The following is a 24936-nucleotide window of genomic DNA, read 5'->3' as shown; positions in this document are numbered from 1 at the left end:
AAAAGTGTTTTTTATGTCTGAAACTTCGCCAGTCACACCCCGCCCAAATACGCCTTCCTCACCTCCTGATTTCCCAGAAGCTCCTCACCGCTGCCGCTTAACCGGATCTGTCCGTTAACCATTACATACCCGCGATCGGAAAGCTTCAGCGCGTGATGCGCATTCTGCTCCACCAGAAAGATCGTCATGCCGTTGCGGGTCAGCTCGCGCAGCGTTTGGAAGATCTGCTTCACCACGATCGGCGCTAAGCCCAGACTCGGTTCATCCAGCAGGAGCAGCTTCGGACGGCTCATCAGCGCCCGGGCGATCGCCAGCATCTGCTGTTCTCCGCCGGACAGGGTCATGGCGCGCTGCCTGCGCCGCTCTTTAAGACGTGGGAACAGGTCAAACATGGTTTGCATATCTTCAGCCGCAAACTGACTGCCGATGGGAATGGTCCCCATCAGCAGGTTCTCTTCAACGGTCATATCCGGGAAGATACGTCTGCCTTCCGGGGCCTGCGCAATGCCGCCGGACGCGACGTAGTGGGTGGACTGATGGCTAATGTCTTTTCCACCGAACAGGATCTGCCCGCTGCGGATACGGGGCTGGCCAAAGATGGACATCAGCAATGTCGATTTACCCGCGCCGTTGGCGCCAATCAGCGCCACGGTTTCACCCTTATTCACCTCAAGGGAGACCTGCTTCAGCGCCTGAATGACGCCGTAAAACACATCCACCTCGCGAAATGCCAGCAGCGGTTCGCTCATAGGGTGACCTCGCTTTCGTCCGTGCCCAGGTAGGCGGCAATGACCTTTTCGTCATGCTGGATTTGCTCGGGTTTTCCTCTGGCAATAACATCGCCGTGGTCGAGCACGATAATGTCGTCCGAAATCTCCATCACCATCCCCATATCGTGCTCAATCAGCAACACCGTGATGTCATGGCGATCCCGCAGAAAGCGAATAATGCTGCTCAGCTTATGGGTTTCAACCGGGTTCAGCCCGGCGGCGGGTTCATCCAGACAGATCATTTCCGGCCCGGTGCACATTGCCCGTGCAATTTCCAGACGCCGCTGCTGGCCGTACGACATCTCTCCCGCCAGGCGATTGGCGCACTCCACCAGATCCACCACTTCCAGCCAGTAGAAGGCTCTGTCCAGGGCGTCGCTTTCCGCTCGTCGATAGGATGGCGTGTTAAGGATCCCGGCGAGCAGATTGCGGTTAACGCGCATATGCTGCGCGACCAGCAGGTTTTCCACCACCGACATCTCGCGAAAAAGACGGATATTTTGAAACGTGCGCGCCAGCCCGGCGCGGTTGACCAGGTGCGTACCACCGAACATTTTGTAGAAAAGACGCTGCCCGAACTGCGCGGGGTTAATCCAGTCGCCCGGCTGAAATTTTTGCCCGAGGATCTGAATAACGTTGGTCGTTTTATGGCGTGTATTAAATAAAATGCTGCCGCCGGAGGCTCTGTAGAAGCCCGTCAGGCAGTTAAACACGGTGGTTTTTCCCGCGCCGTTTGGCCCAATCAGGGCGGTAATAGATCCGCGCTGCACGTCCAGGTTGACGTCGTTTAGCGCCTTAATCCCGCCGAAGTGCATCATCAGATGTTCAACGCGTAATATGGTTTCGTTCATGGCGCGACGCCCTTACGCACGGCAAACCCGCTGCGGTTAATGCGGATCAAACCGCGTGGACGCCAGATCATCATCACCACCATCAGCATGCCAAACAGCAGAACGCGGTATTCGGCAAAGGTGCGCAGCAGTTCCGGCGTGACCGTCAGCACAAAGGCGGCCAGCACCACGCCCAGCGTCGAGCCCATACCGCCCAGCACCACAATGGCGAGGATCAGGGCCGATTCAAAGAAGGTAAAGGAGGTGGGATTCACGAATCCCTGATAGGTGGCGAAGAACACCCCGGCAATGCCCGCGGTCGAGGCGCCCAGCGTAAAGGCGGAAAGCTTAACCAGAACATGATTCAGCCCCATTGAGCGGCAGGCAATTTCGTCTTCACGCAGGGCTTCCCACGCCCGGCCAATCGGCATCCGCGTCAGGCGGTGCTTGATGTAGAGCACCAGCATCACCACCAGGAACAGCACGGCGTAGATGAAGATAAACTTCATGTTCGGGTTGTAGGTCAGGTGGAAAAATTCGTGAAAGGGCACGCCGCCTTCTTTCGCCCGTCGCCCAAATTCCAGACCGAAAAAGGTAGGGGGAGGGGCCGACACGCCGTTGGGGCCGCCGGTGAAGGTCAGCCAGTTGTTCAGTATCAGACGAATAATCTCCCCGAACCCGAGGGTGACGATGGCCAGATAGTCGCCGTGCATGCGCAGCACCGGGAAACCGAGCAGGGCACCTGCGGCGGCGGCCATGATTGCCGCCAGCGGCAGCATGCTCCAGAAGCCTAAGCCGAGATACTGGTATCCCAGCGCCAGGCCGTAAGCGCCTATCGCGTAGAACGCGACATACCCCAGGTCCAGCAGACCGGCGAGCCCCACGACGATATTCAGCCCCAGACCGAGAAGCACGTAAATCAGCCCGAGAATGGCGACGGTCAGCACATACTTAGTGGCGACAAACGGAAAGCAAATGGCCAGCGTAATCACCAGAGGAATAATCCAGCGCATGCGGCTTTTGTATTCCGGTGGCCGGACGTAGACGCCCTCGCTATCCGCTTCGAAGCGCGCCTGGAAGCGGGCGCCCGCGGCGGTACCTAAAAAGGCGCTCAGCAGAAAACGCCCGAGCATGACGATACCGACCATCCAGGCGAGGCGCTGCCCGGCGAAGGTAAAGCTGTACCCGTCGAGCACCACGCCCGCAATTGGGCCGAAGATAATCAGCGCAATCAGCCCGGAAAAAATGGCGTCCAGAATGCAGCGCTTAAGTGAAATACCGGGTGATGTCATCTTCTCTCCTTCACACTTTGGCCACAGTCGGGCGCCCGAGCAGTCCCTGGGGACGGAAAATCAGGATCATGACCAGCAGGCCGAACGAGAAGACGTCTTTATAGTCCGAGTTCACCATGCCCGAGAACTGCGCTTCCGCCACGCCCAGAATAAGGCCACCGAGCATGGCGCCGGGGAGGGAGCCGATGCCGCCGAGTACCGCTGCCGTAAAGGCTTTAATGCCGATCACAAACCCGACGTAGAAATCAAAGGTGCCATAGTTCATGGTGATGAGCACGCCCGCCAGCCCGGCCATCGCCGCGCCGATGACAAAGACCAGCGAAATAATCCGGTCGGTGTTAATGCCCAGAATGGAGGCCATCTTACGATCCTGCTGAACCGCGCGGCACATCCGCCCCAGCCGGGTTCGGTTGATTATCCAGGTGAGCACCAGCATGCCGGCAAACGAGGCGACCAGGATAAACACCTTGGTGTAGGTTATCTGCACGAAACCGTCGCCCAGGTGCAGGCGAAGCACGCCGTCCAGCATGGTCGGCACCCCCTGCTGACGCGGACCCTGGCTCAGCTGCGCGTAGTTTTGCAGGATGAGCGACATGCCGATGGCCGAGATCAGCGGCGCCAGGCGCGTGGAGTTGCGCAGCGGCCTGTAGGCGATACGCTCGATAGTCCAGCCGTACACCCCGGTAACCACAATGGTGAACACCAGCGTGCCGAGGATCAGCAGCGGGAAAGAGTGCAGGCCAAAGAACGAGAGCAGCGCCAGGCCGATGGCGCAGAGATAGGCGGAAATCATATACACTTCGCCGTGGGCGAAATTAATCATCCCGATAATGCCGTACACCATGGTGTAGCCGATGGCGATTAAACCGTAGACAGAGCCCAGCGTTAAGCCATTGATTAACTGTTGCAGGAAGAATGTACTCATCTTAGCGCGCTCGTATTATAGGCTGCGCGAGCCGCGCAGCCTGATGTTTATTACGCGCCGACGGGCAGGCCCGCCGACGTTGAGCGTGACTCCGTCCCGTTACTGCACTTCCTTATATTTTCCTTTGTCGTCCCACTGGTAAACCACGTAGTCAGACACTTTGAGATCGCCTTTGCTGTCCCAGGCTTTTTTGCCCATCACCGTGTCGACGGAATTGGCTTTCAGCCACTCGCTGGCTTTGGCGGAGTCCTTGCCGCCGGTAGCCTTGAAGGCAGCGGCAATGGCCTGAACGGAGGCATAGGAATAAAGGGTGTAACCTTCCGGTTCGAATTTGGCCGCGCGGAACTTCTCGATAACCGCTTTGCCGTCCGGGATCAGGCGCGGATCTTTACCGAAGGTCATGTAAATGCCGTTGGTATACTGCGGGCCGCCCGCGGCGGTGACCATCTCTTCGTTGACGATGCAGTCGCCGGAGAAGAATTTCGCCTGCACGCCCTGTTCACGCATCTGGCGAACCAGCGGACCGGCCTCCGGGTGGCAGCCGCCGAAGAAGACGACGTCCGGTTTTTGCGCGCCGATCTTGGTCACCAGCGCGTTAAAGTCTTTTTCACCGCGGGACAGGCCTTCATACATCACATCCTGAACCCCGCGCTTCGCCAGCGCGGCTTTGGTGGCGTCGGCCAGACCCTGACCGTAGGTGTCTTTATCGTGAATGATGACCACGCGTTTGGCTTTCAGCTTGTCGATGATGAAGTCGCTGGCAACCTGCCCCTGCTGGTCGTCGCGTCCGCACATGCGGAACATATCGCTCATGCCGCGTTCGGTGATGAGCGGGTTGGTTGAGCCGGGAGTAATCGCAATAATGCCTGCGTCGCTATACACCTCGGAGGCGGGCATGGTGGAAGAGGAGCAGAAATGGCCGACCACGGCGTTGACTTTATCCTGGTCAACCAGGCGGTTGGCCACGGCGACGGCCTGCTTAGGCTCGCAGGCGTCATCCCCCTGAACCAGCTTGATTTTCTCACCGTTAATGCCGCCCGCGGCATTGATGTCTTCAGCAGCCTGCGTGGCGCCGTGCCAGTACTGATCGCCATAGGTGGCATTCGGGCCCGTGAACGGCCCGGCCACGCCAATCACAATGTCTGCCCGGGCGGAAAACGCCGTCAACAGACAACCGGCCAAGACTAGAGAGAGCGGAGTTCTGATAAATTTCAGCGACATTATTATGTTCCTTACCAAAGAGGTTTTTGCACCACGGCGTAAACCCGAACGCCCGACGGCGCAGCCAATCCGAAACACGAGCAAGAACAAAATGCACTAAACGAACGGCATCCTGCATGATACGGCGAGGTTTCCATGCGCAGCGTCGCGCGAAGAACAGCAAGCAAAAACGTTGCCAGAACGGTAACCCCTTGACGGGGTTATGACCTGTTTGAGTATAGAGCGCCGCGCTATACCGCCCTGCGGGAGGAGAAGAAATTACAGCGGAGATCACACATCGTTAACAACAAAGCCCATAAGTTGTGCAGGATTCACGATTTGCACACTTTTGCAGCAATAAAGACCTAAACTTCAGCCCGGAGAGGCGTGAGATATGTGATAGGATCGTTTCCTTTTTTGCAGGAGTGTCAGCGATGACTGAAGGCCCATTGAATGAAAGCGAAATGGCGTGGCTTGAAGAGACGTTAATGTCTTACGGTCATGATGACGCGTCCGTGATTGACGTGTCCGAACTGGACGGCATGCTTACCGCAGTGCTTTCCGGTCCTGTTGTCGTTGAGCCAGATGCCTGGCTGGTGGCGGTGTGGGGTGGCGAGAAGTACATTCCGCGCTGGAAAAACGATCGCGAGATGAACCGTTTTATCGATCTCTGCTTTAAGCATATGAACGATATTGCCGAGCGCCTGAGCGAATACCCGGATCAGTTTGAACCGATGTTCGGCTATAACGACGTCGACGGTGAGAGCTATACCGTGGTGGAAGAGTGGTGCTATGGCTATATGCGCGGCGTGGCGCTGACGGACTGGTCAGCGTTGCCGGAAGCCCTGCAGGCCGATCTTGAGGTGATTGCGCTGCACGGGACGGAAGAGAACAGCGAAAAGCTGGATGAACTGTCCGAAGAGGAGTACATCGCCAGCATCGAGAGCATCCAGCCAGCGGCGCTGCGTCTGTATCAATACTGGGTCAATAACCCGCAGCAGCCGGAAGTGAAGAAGCCGACGGTGAACGGCACGAAGGTCGGGCGTAACGATCCGTGTCCTTGCGGCAGCGGGAAGAAGTTTAAGAGCTGCTGTTTGCACTGATAAAGCTGACTACGTGCATGCTGTGAGTTTCGCCCGGCGGCGCTTCGCTTGCACGGGCCTACGGGTTTTGTAGGCCGGGTAAGCGCAGCGCCACCCGGCAAGAAAGGCGGCATTATTATAAATGATGGGGTTTGTCATCAATCTCAAAGGGCTGATGACAGCCCTTTTTTTTGTTAACCCACTTCCGGCAGCATTCCGGCTGCAATCAGCACCTGCACCAGAATAATCACCACCCCACAGCCAAACACAACGCACAGCAGCGGTTTTCCGCCCGCCACGCGGTATCCCTGCTGAGGGTGCTGCTGGCGGCTCTTCCATGCCAGCAGGGAAGGGAGGAGGAGGGCAAGGATCGACAGCGCCACCCCCGCGTACCCCAGCGCCATCACAAACCCGCGTGGGTAAAACAGCGCGAATGCCAGCGGCGGCAGGAAGGTGACCGCGCCCGTCTGCAGGCGGCCCGCCGCGGTATTGCGACGCTGGAACAGATCCGCCAGGTAATCAAACAGACCAAGCGCCACGCCCAGGAATGAGGTCGCCAGCGCCAGGTCGGCAAACAGGTGCACCGCCAGCTCCACGTGCGGAGAGGTGACAACCTCGCGCAGTGCCAGCAGAAAACCGTTCAGGCCAGCGTGCTGCGCCATGAGCCCAATAAAGGTTGATGAATCAATGCTGCCAAGCGTCACCAGCTGCCAGAAAATATAGGCGATCAGCGGGATCGCGCTGCCGATAACAAAGACGCGGCGCAGCTTGCGAATATCGCCGTTCATATAGCTGACGATGCTCGGCACGCTGCCGTGGAAGCCAAACGAGGTGAAAATGACCGGGATTGCGGAAAGCGCCAGCCCTTTTTCCAGCGGCAGCGTCAGCAGGTTGACCTTGTGCACGTGCGGCGCCAGCAGGACCAGCATGACAATCAGGAACAGAATTTTGGCGCTGAAGAGAAAGCGGTTAAACAGATCGACCAGCGATGTCCCCACGCAGACCACGCCGCCGCCGATGAGCGCAAAGAAGATGGCCCCCGTCGCCGGGGTAATGTCAGAGCCAAACCAGTCGTTGACGCTGGAGGCGATGAGCTCCCCGGCGCCGCTGATATAGGCGGCGGTCAGGGCGTACATCAGGAACATCATGCTGAAGCCGGTTATCCACTGGCCGTAGCGTCCGAGGTAGCGCGCCGCAAGGGAACCCAGACCGGTGTCGGCGGGAACGTGCTGGTAAACCTCAAGCAGCAGCAGGGCGGTGTAACACATCAGCGCCCAGAGCGTGCCCAGCAGCAGGAGAGTCATGCCAAATCCCACGCCCGCGGCTGCCAGAGGCATGGCCAGCATTCCTGCGCCAATCGTCGTTCCGGCGACGATAAAAATACTTCCCAGGGTTCTGTTTTTCACTCATTCCTCTACAACGATGCTTAACCGCGACAAAATCTGCGGCGCAGAGTAAGGGAAAAGCCTGATTTCGTCAAATCACCGTTACAAGTGGTGTAATGAAAGGTTTACGTTTCACGCCGTGAAAAAGCGGGGGGAGTTGATGAGGAAAATAGGTAAATAAACGCGGTGCCGGAATTCGGCACCGCGCTGAAATTAATTCTGCGTAGCCAGCGTGGAAAGTTCTTTATCGATAAAGTAAAGTCCTTCGCCGGATTTACCCACCAGAGATAATTTATCCAGCACGGATTTAAACAGCTTCTCTTCTTCGTGCTGTTCAGCCACGTACCACTGCAGGAAATTAAAGGTTGGATAATCCTGGCTGGTCATTGCGGCATGAACCAGTTCGTTAATTTTCTGCGTGATCAGCTGCTCGTGCTCGTAGGTGGCGCGGAACAGTTCATCGAGAGAATTATATTCAGCGAACGGGGAGGCGACGGTTTCAATACGCGGCAGGCTGCCCGTATCGGTCAGATAGTCAAACAGGCGCTGCATGTGGGTCATCTCTTCCTGAGCGTGACGCCGCAGAAACGCGGCAGCGCCTTCGAAGCTGTGGTAGCTGCACCAGGCGCTCATCTGCTGGTAGAGCAGGGATGAAAAAAGCTCAAGGTTCATTTGCGCGTTGAGCTTGTCGATCATTTCGGTTTTCAGCATGGTGACGCTCCGGATTATTATTTCTGATTCACAATGAGCGACACTATAATTTGTTATTTAATTATTTGCAAAACGTAAAATTTTTATTTTATTAATTTAAAATACGAATGGGAATAAAACGCATTGGCGATTTTTATAAATTATTAATGAGAATTGTTTCTGTTCGTAATCAAATAAACTGCCAGCCCATGCCGGCAGAATAAATTAATACCACGGATTATTTGACTTAGGGTTAACGGCGTACCCCATACATTTATACTGGATAGTCACGCTCTCGTTGAGGCACAACGAGCCGCTCGTCAGGGTGCAGGTTTTAATGGGCTGACCATAGGCTGAGGCAGTGGCATACCCCATGCTTTGACACGCTTTTGCCGCGGTACCGTTATTCACATACTCATCGGAATACGCATTCTGCAGCACTGCCTGGCCGTAGTCGAGGCGGACGATGCCGTTTGGGGCATCGAGGCTGCTGATTTCAGCCTGGCGGTTAACGCTGCACCCCGCGAGCAGCAGGAGTGTGCCGGCTACAATGACTCTTTTCATGGTTCGCTCTGAGTGGATGGAAATACGTTATCGTACCCGCAGATGCCCGCGGCAATGGCTGGAATAGCCCGACAATCTGCCCTCACTCTTTGCAACGGGTCGCACCCGGGAAAATTTGTGATGAATATCACAAAAACATTGATTTTTGTGATGGTGGTCATATTATAAGCACGTTGATAATAAAGTTGTATAACAAGTTAATGGAGCATCATCGTGAAACTGCGCAAAATCCTGAAAAGCATGTGGGCCAATTACTGCCGTACCTTCAAAGACGTACCGCCTGGCGCCATGTTCTGATAAAAAAACCTGCTTCGGCGGGTTTTTTTGTGCCCGCAGGCGATGAAGGGAAGATGTCAGGGGGCGTGTTTTGATACTATGGCGGCCTTTAAATAAGGAGAAAGCCCCATGTCACAAAACCTGAGCGCCGATCAGGAACTGGTCTCTGACGTTGTCGCCTGCCAGCTGGTTATCAAACAAATCCTTGACGTTCTGGACGTGATTGCGCCGGTTGAAGTGCGCGAGAAGATGTCTACCCAGCTGAAAAACATTGATTTCGCCAGCCACCCTGCTGCTGCCGATCCGGTTACGCTTCGCGCTATCCAGAAAGCCATCGCGCTGATTGAACTGCGATTCACGCCGCAGGGCGAGTCCCACTAAAGCAGGGAAAGGGGCGACGGCACGCGTCGCCCGTTGATGCTGTTAGAAGAACGTCTGGACCAGCAGGTAGCTTGCCGCACACGCGCAGCTTACCCCAATCAGCCCTGGCAGAATAAAGCTGTGGTTGATGATAAATTTGCCGATGCGGGTCGTGCCTGAACGGTCAAAGCCGATGCAGGCCAAATCGCTGGGGTAGGTTGGCAGGACAAAATAGCCGTAAGACGCCGGGAAAAAGGCGATCAGCATTTTCGGGTCGATGCCCAGCATGAGGCCCATAGGCGCCACGGCCGTTAGCGCAGCCGCCTGGCTGTTCACCAGTTTTGACACCAGGAACAGCACAATGGCGTAGGTCCACGGATGGCTTTTCACCACGCCCTCCAGCGCCAGCTTTAACTCGTCGAGATGCGCCTGGAAAAAGGTATCGCTCATCCACGCCACGCCGAACACCGAGAAGATCGCCACCATGCCGGCCTTGAACACCGCGCCGTTCGAAATCGCCGACGCATTGACCTTGCAGGCCATCAGCATCACGGCGCCCGCAATGAGCATCATCATCTGAATGACAAGGTTCATCGACAGCGCCGTCATTTTGCCTTTTAGCTCAAAGGCGGGGCGCAGTTCAGGGAACGCGCCCAGCAGAACGACCACGGCAATACCGGCAAAGAAAATCCACGTTGACCAGTAGGCCTGTTTAGGGAAACGCTGATTCATTAACGTCTCCGTTCCGCCGTAGATAAACTCGCGCTGCTTAGGATCCTTCAGCTTTTCCTGAAATTCCTTGTCGTCAGCCAGATCTTTCCCACGACGTAAGCTCCACAGGGCCGCAATGGCTACGCCGAACAGTGACGCGGGAACCGATACGGCGAGAATTTCCAGGATCCCCCACGCGTGGCCAATCCCATGCTGGGCCGCCAGGATGGAGACCAGCGACACAACGGCCACTGAAACGGGAGAGGCCGTAATCGCCATTTGCGATGCCACGGATGCCACGGCCATCGGGCGCTCGGGGCGGATCCCTTTCTTCAGGGCGATATCCGCAATGATGGGGAACATGGTGTAGACCACGTGTCCGGTGCCGCACAGAAAGGTCAGCATCCAGGTTGTGAACGGGGCGAGCAGGGTGATGTGCTGCGGGTGCTTGCGCAGCAGGCGTTCAGCAAACTGCATCATGACGTTGAGGCCACCCGCAGTCTGCAGCGTCGCCGCACAGCCAATCACCGCAAGGATGGTCAGCATAACGTCAACCGGCGGCTTACCCGGCTGCAGGCCAAAGACAAAACATAAAATAAACAGACCAATACCGCTGATTAACCCAAGCCCCATACCGCCGAAACGCGTACCCGTCAGCAGGCAGAGGAGAATGACAACAAACTCAATGGTGATCATGATGCTCCCTCGTCAATGATTATGTAACTAAATAAATCATCACACGTTGTGTGGTTAATCATTGGGAGCCAGATCTGATTTGTTAAATTTCAGCAAAAGCAGGAGGTTGGAGAGGGTAGGGGACCTGCTCCCCGGGACGGAAGCAGGCCAAAAACTCAGTGGTGCTGCACCGTCACAATATCGAGCAGATGACGGTCGGTCTGCTCAGGACATAAACCCGCTTTCTGCGCATTGCGGATCTCATCCGCCAGCGTCTTCAGCAGCATGCCATCCTGCTGCTGCTCTTTGTCCATGTCGCGCAGGAATTTGAGCGTCGTGATGTCCTGCTGTGCTTTGGCCTCATCGGCCAGTTTGCTGAGGGTGCTGCAGCGTTGCTCATACTCCTCAAGCGTTTTCTGAAACAGTTCTTCCAGGCAAGAGTAGTTCTCGTTGATCCCATCAAGCGCTTTAACGACCGGATTTGCCCCTGCGGCTTTGAGGAAGTTAAAGACGCGCATCATATGGGTGACGTTACTTTGCGCCTGCGAGCGAAAGAAGGTGGCAGACCCCGTGAGGCTGTTCTCGGCACACCACGCACTTAAGTGAAGGTGCAGATTCGAGGCGTAGAACTCAAGGTTCATCTGCGCGTTAAGTTTTTGCATCATCGTTTGGGTAGCCATACTCATATCCTTATTGACCGTGGGACGTGATGTCCGTTGCTAAACCTGAGCGCCAGGCAAATACGAAGAAAAGAGCAGAAATAGACATTCTGCCGTGACCTAAGTCGACCGAAATACACTTCCTGTGTTCGATATAAATAAGCATACCCTTGTCTTTGGTCTAAGAAAACTCTTAATTAGGCTGTGTTTACCATACATTACAAACTTTAATATAGTACACAAATATCATTTGCTTGCCACAAAGTGAGTTTTCGTAATTTACTGATAATTAGTGTATTTTTGTGCTGTGGCACATTGTTTCACCTTTATGAATATTTAGCCGGAATAATACTCGGTGAAAGGAGGAAATACGGATTAATAAGTTTGAATATATGATGTTCCGTTAAAATTGCGCTAAATCAAATCTAATGGAATAACGATTTTTCAGGCGCGGGGCGCATTCTTGATGAAAAACCTGTTGCACCCGTTAACCCCCCGCTGCCGTTTTGCCCGCAGAAGGACGTCAGGGATATCTTAGCTAATCTTATGGATAATTCTGCTTACCTCTTCTTCATTTGTCTGACAAATCCTGCCTTTTTTATGTCATTTTTCGCTGAATTTATGTACGCAATTACTGTAATTCTGCGGTGTGATGGCGCTCTCTTATGGATGATTAATTTCCCGCTAAAACTATCACCAGCAATGACGCTTATGACGAGGTAAGCGCTAATGCCTTGTTTTATGTCCGATTAAATAAGAAGCACGCACATATTCCCTACAGAAAAGAATGCTAAAGCTGGAGTTTACCATGCACAAATTTACTAAAGCGCTGGCGGCCATCGGTCTGGCTGCCGTTATGTCACAATCCGCTATCGCTGAGAATTTAAAGCTCGGTTTTTTGGTAAAACAGCCCGAAGAGCCCTGGTTCCAGACCGAGTGGAAATTTGCCGATAAGGCCGGGAAAGATTTAGGTTTTGAAGTGATTAAAATCGCCGTGCCTGACGGTGAGAAAACCCTGAACGCCATCGACAGCCTGGCGGCCAGCGGCGCGAAAGGTTTCGTGATCTGTACCCCGGATCCCAAACTGGGTTCAGCCATTGCGGCTAAAGCCCGCGGTTACGATATGAAGGTGATTGCCGTTGACGATCAGTTCGTTAACGCCAAGGGCAAGCCGATGGACAGCGTGCCGCTGGTCATGATGGCGGCGACCAAAATTGGTGAACGTCAGGGCCAGGAACTCTACAAAGAGATGCAGAAACGCGGCTGGGATGTGAAAGAGACCGCCGTCATGGCCATTACCGCCGATGAGCTGGACACCGCGCGTCGTCGCACAACGGGATCAATGGACGCGCTGAAAGCAGCCGGCTTCCCGGAAAAACAGATCTACAAAGTCCCGACTAAATCCAACGATATCCCCGGCGCGTTCGACGCCGCCAACTCAATGCTGGTCCAGCATCCTGAGGTCAAGCACTGGCTGGTGGTCGGCATGAACGATAACACCGTGCTGGGCGGTGTCCGCGCGACGGAAGGTCAGGGCTTTAAGGCACCTGACGTGATTGGGATCGGCATCAACGGCGTTGACGCCGTTAGCGAGCTGTCGAAAGCGCAGGCCACCGGCTTCTACGGCTCCCTGCTGCCAAGCCCGGACGTTCACGGCTACAAATCCAGTGAGATGCTCTACAACTGGGTCACCAAAGGCGCTGAACCGCCGAAATTTACCGAAGTGACCGACGTGGTGCTGATTACCCGCGACAACTTCAAAGAGGAGCTGGCGAAAAAAGGGCTGGGCGGTAAGTAATACGCTGTGATTGTGCCCCTCATGCATCGTGAGGGGCCAGACGTACACATTACAGGAATCACGGAGACGTTATGCGACAGTCTGATCCGTATCTCTCTTTTCGCGGCATCGGGAAAACTTTTCCCGGCGTTAACGCGCTGACCGATATCAGCTTCGACTGCTATGCCGGCCAGGTTCACGCCCTGATGGGGGAAAACGGTGCGGGAAAATCCACGCTGTTGAAGATCCTCAGCGGCAACTACGCGCCAACGACCGGCACGCTGGCCCTTCGCGGCGAAGAGGTGGCGTTTGCCGATACCACGGCGGCGCTCAATGCCGGGGTAGCCATCATCTATCAGGAACTGCACCTCATTCCTGAGATGACCGTGGCGGAAAACATCTATTTAGGACAGCTCCCGCACAAAGGCGGCGTGGTAAATCGTTCGCTACTCAATTATGAAGCGGGGCTGCAGCTTAAACACCTGGGCCTGGACGTCGATCCCCAGACGCCGCTGAAGTACCTTTCCATCGGCCAGTGGCAGATGGTTGAAATTGCCAAGGCGCTGGCGCGTAACGCCAAAATTATTGCCTTCGATGAGCCCACCAGTTCGCTCTCTAAGCGTGAAATTGAAAATCTGTTCCGCGTGATCTGCGAATTGCGTCAGGAAGGCCGTACCATTTTATACGTCTCGCACCGCATGGAAGAGATATTTGCCCTGAGCGACGCCATTACCGTCTTTAAGGATGGACGCTATGTGCGCACCTTCACCGACATGCAGCAGGTTAACCATGACCAGCTGGTTCAGGCGATGGTCGGACGCGATCTGGGTGATATTTATCACTGGCAGCCGCGCCCGTACGGGCCTGAGCGCCTGCGCCTGGATAACGTCAAAGCGCCGGGCGTGCGAACGCCTGTTTCGCTATCCGTGCGCAGCGGCGAAATCGTCGGCCTGTTTGGCCTCGTGGGCGCGGGGCGCAGCGAATTGATGAAGGGCCTGTTCGGCGGTACCCGCATAACCGATGGGCAGGTCTTTATTGACGGCGAACGGGTGGACATCCAGAAGCCGGCCCACGCGATAGGGGCGGGCATGAAGCTCTGCCCGGAAGACCGTAAAGCCGAGGGGATTATTCCGGTGCATTCGGTACGCGACAACATCAATATTTCCGCCCGCCGCAAGTTCATTCGCGCAGGCTGCCTGATAAACGACAGCTGGGAGTCGAGCAACGCCGACCATCATATTCGCTCGCTGAACATCAAAACGCCGGGTCCGGAACAGCTGATCATGAACCTGTCCGGGGGAAACCAGCAGAAGGCGATTTTAGGCCGCTGGCTGTCGGAGGACATGAAGGTCATTCTGCTGGATGAGCCGACGCGCGGTATTGATGTGGGGGCAAAACACGAGATTTATAACGTGATCTACGAGCTGGCAAAACGCGGCGTGGCGGTGCTTTTCGCCTCCAGCGATCTGCCGGAGGTGCTTGGCGTGGCCGACCGCATTGTGGTGATGCGTGAAGGCGAAATTGCCGGTGAATTACTTCATGAACAGGCGAATGAACAACAGGCGTTGAACCTCGCCATGCCTAAAGTCAGCCAGGCTGTCGCCTGAGTAAGGAGTTAATGATGTCCTCTGTTACTACATCCGGAGTGCCGAAGTCGAAGTCGGCATTGAGTTTTGGCCGTATCTGGGATCAGTACGGCATGCTGGTGGTCTTTGCCGCGCTGTTCCTTGCCTGCGCGATCTTTGTCCCTAATTTTGCCACCTTCATTAATATGAAGGGGCTGGGGCTGGCCATTTCCATGTCCGGCATGGTGGCCTGCGGGATGCTGTTCTGTCTCGCCTCCGGGGATTTTGATCTGTCGGTGGCGTCGGTGATTGCCTGCGCGGGCGTCACGACCGCCGTGGTGATCAACATGACCGAGAGCCTGTGGATTGGCGTTCTGGCCGGTCTGCTGCTTGGCGTCATCAGCGGTCTGGTGAACGGCTTTGTTATCGCGCGCCTGAAGATTAACGCCCTCATCACCACGCTTGCGACGATGCAAATAGTCCGCGGGCTGGCCTATATCATCTCCGACGGTAAAGCGGTGGGGATCGAAGACGAGCGCTTCTTTACGTTGGGTTACGCCAACTGGCTGGGGCTGCCCGCGCCTATCTGGCTGACCGTGGCCTGCCTGATCCTGTTCGGCTTCCTGCTCAACCGGACCACCTTTGGCCGCAATACGCTGGCGATTGGCGGTAACGAAGAGGCGGCTCGCCTGGCCGGGGTGCCGGTGGTGCGTACCAAGATTATTATCTTTGTGCTCTCAGGGCTGGTTTCTGCCGCGGCGGGGATTATTCTGGCTTCGCGTATGACCAGCGGCCAGCCGATGACCTCCATCGGCTATGAGCTGATCGTTATCTCGGCCTGCGTTTTAGGGGGCGTTTCCCTCAAGGGCGGCATCGGAAAAATCTCATATGTGGTGGCCGGTATCCTGATTTTAGGGACGGTGGAGAACGCCATGAACCTGCTGAATATTTCGCCGTTCTCGCAGTACGTGGTACGGGGCCTGATCCTGCTGGCAGCGGTGATTTTCGACCGTTACAAGCAAAAAGCGAAGCGTACCGTGTAACCTTTTTCCCCCTCATTTATTGCTCAACTTATAACCTTAGTTGACCCCTTAACCGCCCCGCCAGTTTTACTGGCGGGGCGGTTATCAAATGGCGAGCCACGTCACACTGTCTATACTTACATGGCTATGAAAGAGGTAAAGGCGTTTACCTCTCGTCAACCGTAAGGAGGAAAAGGGTGGCTGACATGTTAACCGCACCGCCTGTACTGCCCGGACAATATGCTTTCTTTTTCGATCTCGACGGCACGCTCGCCGGGATAAAACCGCACCCTGACCAGGTGTCTGTTCCGGACGCGGTGTTACAGGATTTGCATCAGCTCTCGCTCATGAACGAGGGAGCACTGGCATTGATATCAGGGCGCTCAATGGCCGAGCTGGATCTGCTCGCCAGTCCTTACCACTTTCCGCTGGCCGGTGTACACGGAGCGGAGCGCCGCGACATCCATGATCAAACGCATATCGTTTCACTCCCTGACGCACTCACACAAACGCTGCATAAGGCGCTTTCCGCTGCGCTGGAGGCGCTGCCCGGCACTGAATTAGAAGCCAAAGGCATGGCCTTTGCCCTGCACTATCGTCAGGCACCGCAGCATGAAGAGGCCGTGCTTGCGCTTGCTCAGTCGGTTGCTGACGCGCACCCGCAGCTGGCGTTGCAGCCCGGCAAATGCGTCGTGGAGCTAAAGCCGAAAGGAATTAATAAGGGGGCAGCCATCGCCGCGTTTATGGCCGAGGCGCCCTTCAAAGGGCGAACGCCCGTTTTCATTGGGGATGACCTGACCGACGAGGCCGGGTTTCGCGTGGTAAACCAGGCCGGAGGGATCGCCGTTAAGGTGGGGCCAGGTGACACCGTTGCCGAATGGCGACTGGCGGATGTCGCCGGCGTCTGGCAGTGGGTATCTGATATCGCTAATCATCAACAACAACAAATAGCGCAAAGCAAAGGGGGAAACCATTATGGGTCGCTTAGTCGTCGTCTCTAACCGAATCGCACCGCCTGATGATAAAAAAGCCAGTGCAGGTGGCCTGGCGGTAGGGGTGTTAGGGGCCTTAAAAGCCGCTGGCGGGCTGTGGTTTGGCTGGAGTGGAGAAATCAGTGAAGAAGAGAAACCGCTCAATAAGGTGACGCGCGGGAACATCACCTGGGCGTCGTTTGCGTTGAAAGAGAAAGACTACGACGAATATTACTCGCAGTTTTCGAATGCCGTCCTGTGGCCTGCGTTCCACTATCGTCTTGACCTGGTCAAATTCCAGCGTGAATCCTTCGAAGGCTACTCGCGCGTGAACGCGCTGCTGGCGGATAAACTGCTGCCTTTAATAGAAGAAGACGATATTTTATGGATCCACGATTATCACCTGCTGCCTTTCGCCAGAGAGCTTCGCAAGCGCGGGGTGAATAACCGGATTGGCTTCTTCCTGCACATTCCGTTCCCGACGCCGGAAATATTTACCGCGCTGCCGCCGCATGAAGATCTGCTCGAAGCGCTGTGTGACTACGATTTACTGGGCTTCCAGACCGAAAATGACCGTATCGCGTTCCTTGACTCCGTATCGGGTAAAGCGCGTCTGATAACCAAAGGCGGGAAAAGCCACACGGCGTGGGGGAAAACCTTCCACACCGAAGTTTATCCCATCGGGATTGAACCTGACGACATCGCGGAGCAGGCATCCGGCCCGCTGCCGCCGAAGCTGGCGCAGTTGAAGAATGAACTCAAGAACGTGAAAAATATCTTCTCGGTAGAGCGTCTTGATTATTCCAAAGGGCTGCCGGGACGCTTCCTGGCGTATGAAACGCTGCTGGATAAATACCCGCAGCATCACGGTAAAATCCGCTATACCCAAATCGCGCCGACGTCGCGCGGTGAGGTTCAGGCCTATCAGGACATTCGCCATCAGCTGGAGACAGAAGCAGGGCGCATTAACGGCCGCTACGGCCAGCTGGGCTGGACTCCGCTCTATTATCTGAATCAGCACTTTGATCGAAAGATCCTGATGAAGGTCTTCCGCTATGCGGACGTGGGCCTGGTGACGCCGCTGCGCGACGGGATGAACCTCGTCGCGAAAGAGTATGTGGCGGCTCAGGATCCTGCCGACCCGGGCGTGCTGGTGCTCTCCCAGTTTGCCGGTGCCGCAAACGAGCTTACGTCGGCGCTTATCGTCAATCCTTATGACCGCGATGACGTGGCAAATGCGCTGAATCGCGCGCTGACCATGCCGCTTACGGAACGTCTCTCCCGCCATGCTGACATGATGGAGACGATCCGCAAGAACGACATTAACCACTGGCAGGCGCGTTTTATTCAGGATCTCCGGGATATCGCCCCGCAAAGTCATGAAGGCAATCTGCAAAAAAAGATCGCGACCTTCCCTAAACTCGCCTGATTTTCCTCTGGGGGGAAGTTAATTCCCCCCAAGCGGCACTAACAGCACATCTACCTGGCTTGAGGCGACAATAGATTTCGCCGCGCAGGCTGCACGCGAAAAAAAGCTGTGGTTATGGTTCCCGCAAATCACTAAATCAATTTGCTGCTTGCGACACATGTCGAGAATATGAGCGTTAAGTTCCCCGGTCGCAATAACGGTTTCATGAATCGGATATTGTGCCTTTTCCGCTAGCTCACGCAGAAATTGCTGCGTTTCTTCCTGAAGAACCTCACGAATATCCTCCAGCATGGGGGCAGCCAGCTGATTATACATCTCTGGCTCGGCGGCGAGCGTGATGAGGCTGATGCGCGCATTATGGGGTCTGGCAATGGAAACCGCTCGGGCTACGAGCTGGTGGCTTTCAGGGGAAACGGCAACGGAAACAAGAAGATGGGAGTAACTCATGGCGCACTCCTTAGGCGTCTGACAGACAGCGTTTAATCACCTTTACCGCGAATTCCGGGGTTCTGCAAGACCTGATTACGACATTAGTGTGAAGCTTATCATAATTATTCATTAATTATTCTTATAAGAAGAATAACTGAAAAATGCGCCTAAATGAAAAAAATTAACAACTTAACGTAAATCACACAAATTCACGCCTTGACTGCTAAATCGTTTTGCGGCGTTACAAACTCATTGCGAATGATCACGCGCTGAAACATCTTTTATGCGCGATCTGCATAACTATATGTTTTTTCACGGTAAGAAAAATGTTTCCCAAAGAGGGGCTTATTGTAAATGTTTCCGCGAGGCGTTTAGGCCGGGAAAAGCACGTTACATGCCAGTCAGGATCACCCGTCTGCATGAGTATTCGTCAATAAAGAATACAAAACAGTACCGAATGGTTAAAAAACAAACAAATTACAAGTCATACTGATGGATTTATGGGTCATATTCACTTAAATTGTGTGACGTAGATCACATTTTTTTAAATTTGAGGGCGGCTGGATTGTATGTGTCAAAACTGACGAGTAGAGTTTGCGTCGAATTAGGAAAAATCTTAGTTATTTGTAAGAAATGATAAAACATGTAAGAGACGCATTCGCGGCTTCTCTCTTGCGCGTTTCAATGAATACAAACCTAAATTCAACTATGCATTTGGCCTTTTCTTTTTTATACCGGGTGATTTCCCGGCGACATCACGGGGTGCGGTCTTTCCGCATAAAAATAATAGTTGGTTATTCGGGATGGGAACAATGCATACATCCGAGTTGCTAAAACATATCTATGACATCAATTTGTCGTATTTACTGCTCGCGCAGCGTTTGATTAGTCAGGACAAAGCGTCCGCGATGTTTCGTCTGGGTATTAACGAAGAGATGGCAACCATGCTGGGCGGCTTAACCCTCCCGCAAATGGTGAAACTGGCAGAAACGAATCAACTGGTTTGCCAGTTCCGTTTCGATGATTCGCAGACAATAACGCGTCTGACGCAGGAGTCCCGCGTGGACGATCTTCAACAGATCCACACGGGTATTCTTCTCTCCACCCGCTTGCTTACCGAAATCAGCCAGCCTGATGACGCAGCCCGTAAGAAAAGGGCCTAGCAATGAGCGAGAAAAGCATTGTTCAGGAAGCGCGTGACATACAGTTGGCCATGGAGCTGATTACATTGGGTGCTCGTTTACAAATGCTGGAAAGCGAGACTCAGTTGAGCCGTGGTCGTCTCATTAAGCTGTACAAAGAGTTACGTGGTAGTCCCCCGCCGAAAGGCATGCTGCCGTTTTCTACCGACTGGTTTATGACGTGGGAGCAGAATATTCACGCTTCCATGTTCTGTAATGCGTGGCAGTATCTTCTTAAAACCGGTTTGTGTAGTGGCGTTGACGCCGTGATCAAAGCCTACAAACTTTACCTTGAACAATGCCCACAGCAGGAAGAAGGCCCTCTGCTGGCGCTGACCCGCGCATGGACGCTGGTGCGTTTTGTTGAGAGCGGAATGCTTGAGCTGTCGCGCTGCAACTGCTGCGATGGCAATTTTATTACCCATGCTCATCAGCCTGCAGGCAGCTTCGCCTGTAGTTTATGTCAGCCTCCATCCCGCGCAGTAAAAAGACGTAAACTTTCCCGGGATGCTGCCGATATTATTCCACAACTGCTGGATGAACAGATCGAACAAGCTGTTTAACCCGAACGTGTGGGAAAAATTCCAGCAGCGGTAAGCAATTACCGCTGCTTTTTTTTACCCCGCAAACGGTAAACGCTGCGAGCTGGACGTCCTTGCCATAGTCACTAGCGGAAGGATGATGTCGTGCTTATCTTATTAGGTTACCTGGTAGTTCTCGGTACAGTTTTCGGCGGTTACATGATGACCGGCGGGCACCTTGGAGCACTCTATCAACCGGCTGAGCTTATTATCATCGGCGGCGCAGGGGTAGGGGCTTTTATCGTTGGCAACAACGGTAAATCAATCAAGGGCACGCTGAAAGCGATTCCGTTGCTGTTCCGTCGCTCGAAATACACCAAAAGTATGTATATGGATCTGCTGGCGCTCCTCTATCGCCTGATGGCGAAGTCGCGTCAGCAGGGCATGTTCTCGCTTGAACGGGATATTGAAAACCCAAAAGAGAGCGAAATTTTTGCCAGCTATCCGCGTATTCTTGCCGATGCCATGATGCTGGATTTCATCGTCGACTATCTGCGACTGATCATCAGCGGCAACATGAATACCTTCGAAATCGAAGCGCTGATGGACGAAGAGATTGAAACCCACGAAAGCGAATCTGAAGTGCCGGCCAACAGCCTGGCACTGGTGGGCGACTCCCTTCCGGCATTCGGTATCGTTGCGGCGGTGATGGGGGTGGTTCACGCCCTGGCCTCGGCAGACCGTCCGGCAGCCGAGCTCGGCGCGCTGATTGCCCACGCGATGGTGGGAACCTTCCTCGGTATTTTGCTGGCGTATGGCTTTATCTCTCCGCTGGCAAGCGTGCTGCGCCAGAAGAGCGCGGAAACCACCAAAATGATGCAGTGCGTGAAGATCACGCTGCTCTCTAACCTCAACGGTTACGCGCCACCGATCGCGGTTGAGTTTGGCCGTAAAACGCTTTACTCCAGCGAGCGTCCGTCGTTTATCGAGCTTGAAGAACACGTGCGTGCGGTGAAAAACCCAAACCAACAGACGACAACTGAGGACGCATGAAAAACCAGTCCCATCCGATCGTCATCGTAAAAAAACGCAAGCACAAGGGCGGTGGGCATGGCGCGCACGGCTCGTGGAAAATTGCCTACGCCGACTTTATGACGGCCATGATGGCGTTCTTTCTGGTGATGTGGCTGATCTCCATCTCCAGCCCAAAAGAACTGATCCAGATTGCCGAATATTTCCGCACGCCGCTGGCAACGGCGGTGGCAGGCGGGCCGCGTATCTCTAACAGCGACAGCCCGATCCCGGGCGGCGGCGATGATTACACCCAGCAGAAGGGTGAAGTGAAAAAAGAGCCGAACATCGACGAGCTGAAAAGAAAGATGGAGCAGGCGCGCCTTAAGAAACTGCGCGGCGATCTCGATCAACTGATTGAGGCCGATCCGAAGCTGCGCGCGCTGCGTCCGCACCTGAAGATCGACCTGGTGCAGGAAGGGCTGCGTATTCAGATTATCGACAGCCAGAACCGCCCCATGTTTAAAACCGGGAGTGCGGAAGTTGAACCGTATATGCGCGACATTCTGCGCGCTATTGCACCGGTACTGAACGGCATTCCTAACCGAATCAGCCTGTCAGGACACACGGATGATTTCCCGTACGCCAGTGGGGAGAAGGGATACAGCAACTGGGAGCTTTCTGCCGATCGTGCCAACGCCTCGCGTCGCGAGCTGGTGGCAGGTGGGCTTGATGATGGCAAGGTACTGCGCGTAGTCGGCATGGCCGCAACCATGCGCGTTTCCGACCGCGGGCCGGATGATGCCATCAACCGTCGTATCAGTCTTTTAGTGCTGAACCAGCAGGCGGAGCAGGCGATCCTGCATGAAAACGCCGAAAGTCAGAATGAGTCACTGGACGATTTAAAACAGCCTGGGGCCGTTCCTTCGGCTGCCGTTCCAACATCGCCACCAGCCAATCCGAGGTGATAGCGTGAGCATGGATATTAGCGATTTTTACCAGACATTCTTTGATGAAGCCGATGAATTGTTGGCCGATATGGAGCAACACTTGCTCGATCTGGTGCCCGAAGCACCGGATTCCGAGCAGCTCAATGCCATCTTCCGTGCGGCGCATTCTATTAAAGGCGGCGCCGGAACGTTTGGATTTACCATCCTGCAGGAAACGACCCATTTAATGGAAAACCTGCTTGATGACGCACGACGCGGTGAGATGCAGCTCAATACCGACATTATCAACCTGTTTTTGGAAACCAAAGATATTATGCAGGAACAGCTCGACGCCTATAAAAGTTCGGCAGAGCCTGATGCCGCCAGCTTTGAATACATCTGCAATGCACTGCGCCAGCTCGCGCTGGAAGCCAAAGGTGACGTTGCCGCAGCGGTTGTTCCGGCCGCAAAACTGAGCGTTGTGGAGACGGCTGCCGCGCAGGCGTCCGCGCCTGCCGGCGCACAGGCGGGCAAACTTCGCGTTGTGCTGTCCCGCCTGAAAGAGAATGAAGTTAACCTGCTCGAAGAAGAGCTGGGGAACCTGGCGAAATTAAGCAACGTGGTGAAAGGCAAAGACAGCCTTGCTGCAACGCTTGATGACGGTATCGGCCAGGACGATATCGTGGCGGTGCTGTGCTTTGTGATTGAAGCCGACCAGATTGCCTTTGAAACTGAAATGGTCGAGGTTGATGCTCCTGCCGCGGTGGAAGAGGTGGCCGTCGTCGCGCAGGCCGCCGCACCGGCAGTGACGCCAGCGGCTCCGGCCCTGAAGGCGGTGCCAAAAGAGGCCCCGGCACCTGGCCGTGGTGAAAAACCGGCCGCGCGCTCCAGCGAATCCACCAGCATCCGCGTGGCGGTTGAGAAGGTTGACCAGCTGATTAACCTGGTGGGCGAACTGGTGATCACCCAGTCAATGCTGGCACAACGCTCTAACGAACTGGACCCGGTCACCCACGGCGATCTGATCACCAGCATGGGGCAGCTGCAGCGTAATGCCCGCGACCTGCAGGAATCGGTCATGTCCATCCGTATGATGCCGATGGAATATGTCTTCAGCCGCTTCCCGCGCCTGGTTCGCGATCTTGCCAGCAAGCTGAATAAGCAGATTGAACTAACCCTGATGGGCAGCTCAACCGAACTGGATAAGAGCCTGATCGAGCGCATCATCGACCCGTTAACGCACCTGGTGCGTAACAGCCTCGACCACGGTATCGAACTGCCGGAAAACCGCATTGCCGCTGGAAAATCCCCGGTCGGAAACCTGATCCTCTCTGCGGAACATCAGGGCGGGAACATCTGCATCGAAGTGACCGATGATGGCGCGGGTCTTAACCGCGAGCGCATTCTGGCCAAAGCGATCTCGCAGGGAATGGCGGTCAATGAAAACATGACCGACGAAGAGGTGGGCATGCTGATCTTCGCCCCGGGCTTCTCTACCGCAGAGCAGGTGACCGACGTCTCCGGGCGCGGCGTAGGCATGGACGTGGTGAAGCGTAACATCCAGGAGATGGGCGGCCACGTTGAGATCCAGTCTAAGCAGGGTTCCGGCACCACCATTCGCATCCTGCTGCCGCTGACGCTGGCGATCCTCGACGGCATGTCCGTGAAGGTGGCGGACGAAGTTTTCATTCTTCCGCTGAACGCCGTGATGGAATCCCTGCAGCCGCGTGAAGAAGATCTGCATCCGCTGGCGGGCGGCGAGCGCGTCCTCGAAGTGCGCGGTGAGTACCTGCCGCTGGTGGAACTGTGGAAAGTATTTGAAGTGGACGGGGCCAAGACAGAGGCCACGCAGGGTATCGTTGTGATCCTGCAAAGCGCGGGGCGCCGCTACGCGTTGCTGGTCGATCAGCTGATTGGTCAGCACCAGGTCGTGGTGAAGAACCTCGAAAGCAACTACCGTAAAGTGCCGGGTATTTCTGCCGCCACCATTCTGGGTGATGGTAGCGTGGCGCTGATCGTCGACGTGTCGGCGCTTCAGGGATTAAATCGTGAACAACGTGTGGCGTACACAGCCGCCTGATTAAGTAGAAGGTAATAACATGACCGGTATGAGTAATGTAACGAAACTGGCGGGCGAGCCATCAGGGCAGGAATTCCTGGTATTCACTTTAGGCGATGAGGAGTACGGCATCGATATCCTGAAAGTGCAGGAAATCCGGGGTTACGACCAGGTTACCCGCATCGCTAACACGCCTGCTTTTATTAAAGGTGTCACCAACCTGCGTGGCGTCATTGTGCCCATCGTGGACCTGCGCGTGAAGTTTAGCCAGGGCGACGTTGACTACAACGACAACACCGTGGTGATCGTCCTGAACCTGGGGCAGCGCGTGGTCGGTATCGTGGTGGATGGCGTCTCTGATGTGCTTTCTCTGACCTCCGACCAAATTCGTCCTGCGCCGGAGTTTGCGGTCACGCTCTCGACCGAATACCTGACCGGCCTGGGCGCGCTCGGCGAGCGTATGCTGATTCTGGTGAACATTGAGAAGCTGCTGAACAGCGATGAGATGGCGCTGCTGGATATCGCGGCGAGTCACGTGGCATAAAAACAAAGCCGGGTGGCGCTGACGCTTACCCGGCCTACGTGTTCGTGCCATTCGTAGGCCGGGTAAGGCGAAGCCGTCA

The 24936-nt window shown here is 55.0% G+C and carries 25 protein-coding genes; 14 read left to right on the top strand and 11 right to left on the bottom strand.

Annotation, left to right across the window (positions count from 1 at the left end; genetic code table 11):
* Positions 1–32: 32 nt before the first annotated feature.
* From ACMWKK_RS00940 to ACMWKK_RS00920, 5 genes are all read right to left on the bottom strand, one after another.
* Positions 33–749: an ABC transporter ATP-binding protein gene (locus ACMWKK_RS00940; RefSeq protein WP_112780781.1), complete on the bottom strand. Its 717-nt coding sequence runs from the start codon at positions 747–749 to the stop codon at positions 33–35.
* A complete protein-coding gene (locus ACMWKK_RS00935; RefSeq protein ID WP_112780782.1) occupies positions 746–1621 on the bottom strand; it encodes an ATP-binding cassette domain-containing protein in 876 nt (291 codons plus the stop codon). Before ACMWKK_RS00935 ends, ACMWKK_RS00940 begins: the two co-directional genes overlap by 4 nt.
* Positions 1618–2892: a high-affinity branched-chain amino acid ABC transporter permease LivM gene (gene livM / locus ACMWKK_RS00930; RefSeq protein ID WP_112780783.1), complete on the bottom strand. Its 1275-nt coding sequence runs from the start codon at positions 2890–2892 to the stop codon at positions 1618–1620. The genes ACMWKK_RS00935 and livM overlap by 4 nt, the downstream gene beginning before the upstream one ends.
* Positions 2893–2902: 10 nt before the next feature.
* Positions 2903–3817, bottom strand: coding sequence for an ABC transporter permease subunit (locus tag ACMWKK_RS00925; RefSeq protein ID WP_045326795.1), 915 nt, complete (start codon positions 3815–3817; stop codon positions 2903–2905).
* A gap of 99 nt (positions 3818–3916) precedes the next feature.
* Positions 3917–5038: a branched-chain amino acid ABC transporter substrate-binding protein gene (locus ACMWKK_RS00920; RefSeq protein WP_112780784.1), complete on the bottom strand. Its 1122-nt coding sequence runs from the start codon at positions 5036–5038 to the stop codon at positions 3917–3919.
* Positions 5039–5451: 413 nt separating this feature from the next.
* Here ACMWKK_RS00920 and ACMWKK_RS00915 point away from each other — a divergent pair, with 413 nt between their 5' ends.
* Positions 5452–6120: a YecA family protein gene (locus tag ACMWKK_RS00915; protein ID WP_112780785.1), complete on the top strand. Its 669-nt coding sequence runs from the start codon at positions 5452–5454 to the stop codon at positions 6118–6120.
* A 173-nt stretch (positions 6121–6293) separates the two neighbouring features.
* Here the strand turns inward: ACMWKK_RS00915 and tyrP are convergent, their stop codons facing one another.
* The 3 genes from tyrP to yecR all read right to left on the bottom strand — a co-directional run bounded on the left by tyrP (position 6294) and on the right by yecR (position 8738).
* Positions 6294–7505, bottom strand: a complete 1212-nt coding sequence (gene tyrP, locus ACMWKK_RS00910) for a tyrosine transporter TyrP (RefSeq protein ID WP_112780786.1) — start codon at positions 7503–7505, stop codon at positions 6294–6296.
* Between the two features lie 192 nt (positions 7506–7697).
* On the bottom strand, positions 7698–8195 hold the full coding sequence (ftnA, locus tag ACMWKK_RS00905) for a non-heme ferritin (RefSeq protein ID WP_112780787.1): 498 nt from the start codon (positions 8193–8195) through the stop codon (positions 7698–7700).
* Between the two features lie 204 nt (positions 8196–8399).
* The gene (yecR, locus tag ACMWKK_RS00900; RefSeq protein WP_112780788.1) at positions 8400–8738 is read right to left on the bottom strand and encodes a YecR family lipoprotein; all 339 of its coding nucleotides are present in this window, start codon (positions 8736–8738) and stop codon (positions 8400–8402) included.
* A gap of 213 nt (positions 8739–8951) precedes the next feature.
* Here yecR and azuC point away from each other — a divergent pair, with 213 nt between their 5' ends.
* Together azuC and ACMWKK_RS00890 are read left to right on the top strand one after the other, a co-directional pair.
* Positions 8952–9035: a stress response protein AzuC gene (gene azuC / locus ACMWKK_RS00895; protein WP_014884364.1), complete on the top strand. Its 84-nt coding sequence runs from the start codon at positions 8952–8954 to the stop codon at positions 9033–9035.
* A gap of 108 nt (positions 9036–9143) precedes the next feature.
* On the top strand, positions 9144–9395 hold the full coding sequence (locus ACMWKK_RS00890; protein WP_008500405.1) for a DUF2766 family protein: 252 nt from the start codon (positions 9144–9146) through the stop codon (positions 9393–9395).
* A gap of 42 nt (positions 9396–9437) precedes the next feature.
* Here the strand turns inward: ACMWKK_RS00890 and ACMWKK_RS00885 are convergent, their stop codons facing one another.
* Together ACMWKK_RS00885 and ACMWKK_RS00880 are read right to left on the bottom strand one after the other, a co-directional pair.
* On the bottom strand, positions 9438–10781 hold the full coding sequence (locus ACMWKK_RS00885) for an anaerobic C4-dicarboxylate transporter (RefSeq protein WP_112780789.1): 1344 nt from the start codon (positions 10779–10781) through the stop codon (positions 9438–9440).
* A 155-nt stretch (positions 10782–10936) separates the two neighbouring features.
* Positions 10937–11440 carry a non-heme ferritin-like protein gene (locus ACMWKK_RS00880; RefSeq protein WP_045326783.1) on the bottom strand — a complete coding sequence of 168 codons (504 nt, stop codon included), beginning with the start codon at positions 11438–11440 and terminating at the stop codon, positions 10937–10939.
* Between the two features lie 787 nt (positions 11441–12227).
* Here ACMWKK_RS00880 and araF point away from each other — a divergent pair.
* The 5 genes from araF to otsA all read left to right on the top strand — a co-directional run bounded on the left by araF (position 12228) and on the right by otsA (position 18183).
* Positions 12228–13217, top strand: a complete 990-nt coding sequence (araF, locus tag ACMWKK_RS00875; protein ID WP_008500409.1) for an arabinose ABC transporter substrate-binding protein AraF — start codon at positions 12228–12230, stop codon at positions 13215–13217.
* A gap of 71 nt (positions 13218–13288) precedes the next feature.
* Positions 13289–14803, top strand: a complete 1515-nt coding sequence (gene araG, locus ACMWKK_RS00870; protein WP_406542733.1) for an L-arabinose ABC transporter ATP-binding protein AraG — start codon at positions 13289–13291, stop codon at positions 14801–14803.
* Positions 14804–14817: 14 nt separating this feature from the next.
* Positions 14818–15804 (top strand): L-arabinose ABC transporter permease AraH, encoded by a 987-nt coding sequence (gene araH, locus ACMWKK_RS00865; RefSeq protein ID WP_023336141.1) that lies wholly within the window; start codon positions 14818–14820, stop codon positions 15802–15804.
* Between the two features lie 176 nt (positions 15805–15980).
* A complete protein-coding gene (gene otsB / locus ACMWKK_RS00860) occupies positions 15981–16784 on the top strand; it encodes a trehalose-phosphatase (RefSeq protein WP_112780791.1) in 804 nt (267 codons plus the stop codon).
* On the top strand, positions 16759–18183 hold the full coding sequence (gene otsA, locus ACMWKK_RS00855) for an alpha,alpha-trehalose-phosphate synthase (protein WP_112780792.1): 1425 nt from the start codon (positions 16759–16761) through the stop codon (positions 18181–18183). Before otsB ends, otsA begins: the two co-directional genes overlap by 26 nt.
* An 18-nt stretch (positions 18184–18201) precedes the next feature.
* On the opposite strand, the gene uspC is transcribed toward otsA, so the two are convergent.
* Positions 18202–18630: a universal stress protein UspC gene (gene uspC / locus ACMWKK_RS00850; protein ID WP_112780793.1), complete on the bottom strand. Its 429-nt coding sequence runs from the start codon at positions 18628–18630 to the stop codon at positions 18202–18204.
* Positions 18631–19424: 794 nt separating this feature from the next.
* Here uspC and flhD point away from each other — a divergent pair.
* From flhD to cheW, 6 genes are all read left to right on the top strand, one after another.
* The gene (flhD, locus tag ACMWKK_RS00845; RefSeq protein WP_045326775.1) at positions 19425–19775 is read left to right on the top strand and encodes a flagellar transcriptional regulator FlhD; all 351 of its coding nucleotides are present in this window, start codon (positions 19425–19427) and stop codon (positions 19773–19775) included.
* Between the two features lie 2 nt (positions 19776–19777).
* Positions 19778–20356, top strand: a complete 579-nt coding sequence (gene flhC / locus ACMWKK_RS00840) for a flagellar transcriptional regulator FlhC (protein WP_013096051.1) — start codon at positions 19778–19780, stop codon at positions 20354–20356.
* A gap of 123 nt (positions 20357–20479) precedes the next feature.
* Positions 20480–21367: a flagellar motor stator protein MotA gene (gene motA, locus ACMWKK_RS00835; protein WP_008500417.1), complete on the top strand. Its 888-nt coding sequence runs from the start codon at positions 20480–20482 to the stop codon at positions 21365–21367.
* Positions 21364–22293 (top strand): flagellar motor protein MotB, encoded by a 930-nt coding sequence (motB, locus tag ACMWKK_RS00830; RefSeq protein ID WP_028018604.1) that lies wholly within the window; start codon positions 21364–21366, stop codon positions 22291–22293. The genes motA and motB overlap by 4 nt, the downstream gene beginning before the upstream one ends.
* 4 nt (positions 22294–22297) lie before the next feature.
* The gene (gene cheA, locus ACMWKK_RS00825) at positions 22298–24334 is read left to right on the top strand and encodes a chemotaxis protein CheA (protein ID WP_112780794.1); all 2037 of its coding nucleotides are present in this window, start codon (positions 22298–22300) and stop codon (positions 24332–24334) included.
* 19 nt (positions 24335–24353) lie between these two features.
* A complete protein-coding gene (gene cheW / locus ACMWKK_RS00820; RefSeq protein WP_008500420.1) occupies positions 24354–24857 on the top strand; it encodes a chemotaxis protein CheW in 504 nt (167 codons plus the stop codon).
* Positions 24858–24936 lie beyond the last annotated feature (79 nt).

It is taken from the genome of Enterobacter sp. 01-M-03-SI-ECC (assembly GCF_047530215.1).
Taxonomy (GTDB): Bacteria; Pseudomonadota; Gammaproteobacteria; order Enterobacterales; family Enterobacteriaceae; genus Enterobacter; species Enterobacter chengduensis.
Note: the sequence above shows the minus strand (reverse complement) of the source record. Positions and strands in the feature narration are given on the sequence as shown.

Excerpts from the sequence above, each read along its gene's own strand:
- ACMWKK_RS00940 (WP_112780781.1), bottom strand. The coding sequence starts at position 749 with ATGAGCGAACCGCTGCTGGCATTTCGCGAGGTGGATGTGTTTTACGGC.
- uspC (WP_112780793.1), bottom strand. The coding sequence starts at position 18,630 with ATGAGTTACTCCCATCTTCTTGTTTCCGTTGCCGTTTCCCCTGAAAGC.
- livM (WP_112780783.1), bottom strand. The coding sequence starts at position 2,892 with ATGACATCACCCGGTATTTCACTTAAGCGCTGCATTCTGGACGCCATT.
- araF (WP_008500409.1), top strand. The coding sequence starts at position 12,228 with ATGCACAAATTTACTAAAGCGCTGGCGGCCATCGGTCTGGCTGCCGTT.
- yecR (WP_112780788.1), bottom strand. The coding sequence starts at position 8,738 with ATGAAAAGAGTCATTGTAGCCGGCACACTCCTGCTGCTCGCGGGGTGC.
- ACMWKK_RS00935 (WP_112780782.1), bottom strand. The coding sequence starts at position 1,621 with ATGAACGAAACCATATTACGCGTTGAACATCTGATGATGCACTTCGGC.
- flhC (WP_013096051.1), top strand. The coding sequence starts at position 19,778 with ATGAGCGAGAAAAGCATTGTTCAGGAAGCGCGTGACATACAGTTGGCC.
- ACMWKK_RS00890 (WP_008500405.1), top strand. The coding sequence starts at position 9,144 with ATGTCACAAAACCTGAGCGCCGATCAGGAACTGGTCTCTGACGTTGTC.
- otsA (WP_112780792.1), top strand. The coding sequence starts at position 16,759 with ATGGGTCGCTTAGTCGTCGTCTCTAACCGAATCGCACCGCCTGATGAT.
- flhD (WP_045326775.1), top strand. The coding sequence starts at position 19,425 with ATGCATACATCCGAGTTGCTAAAACATATCTATGACATCAATTTGTCG.
- cheW (WP_008500420.1), top strand. The coding sequence starts at position 24,354 with ATGACCGGTATGAGTAATGTAACGAAACTGGCGGGCGAGCCATCAGGG.
- motB (WP_028018604.1), top strand. The coding sequence starts at position 21,364 with ATGAAAAACCAGTCCCATCCGATCGTCATCGTAAAAAAACGCAAGCAC.
- araH (WP_023336141.1), top strand. The coding sequence starts at position 14,818 with ATGTCCTCTGTTACTACATCCGGAGTGCCGAAGTCGAAGTCGGCATTG.
- ACMWKK_RS00915 (WP_112780785.1), top strand. The coding sequence starts at position 5,452 with ATGACTGAAGGCCCATTGAATGAAAGCGAAATGGCGTGGCTTGAAGAG.
- ACMWKK_RS00880 (WP_045326783.1), bottom strand. The coding sequence starts at position 11,440 with ATGGCTACCCAAACGATGATGCAAAAACTTAACGCGCAGATGAACCTT.
- araG (WP_406542733.1), top strand. The coding sequence starts at position 13,289 with ATGCGACAGTCTGATCCGTATCTCTCTTTTCGCGGCATCGGGAAAACT.
- ACMWKK_RS00925 (WP_045326795.1), bottom strand. The coding sequence starts at position 3,817 with ATGAGTACATTCTTCCTGCAACAGTTAATCAATGGCTTAACGCTGGGC.
- ACMWKK_RS00920 (WP_112780784.1), bottom strand. The coding sequence starts at position 5,038 with ATGTCGCTGAAATTTATCAGAACTCCGCTCTCTCTAGTCTTGGCCGGT.
- ACMWKK_RS00885 (WP_112780789.1), bottom strand. The coding sequence starts at position 10,781 with ATGATCACCATTGAGTTTGTTGTCATTCTCCTCTGCCTGCTGACGGGT.
- ftnA (WP_112780787.1), bottom strand. The coding sequence starts at position 8,195 with ATGCTGAAAACCGAAATGATCGACAAGCTCAACGCGCAAATGAACCTT.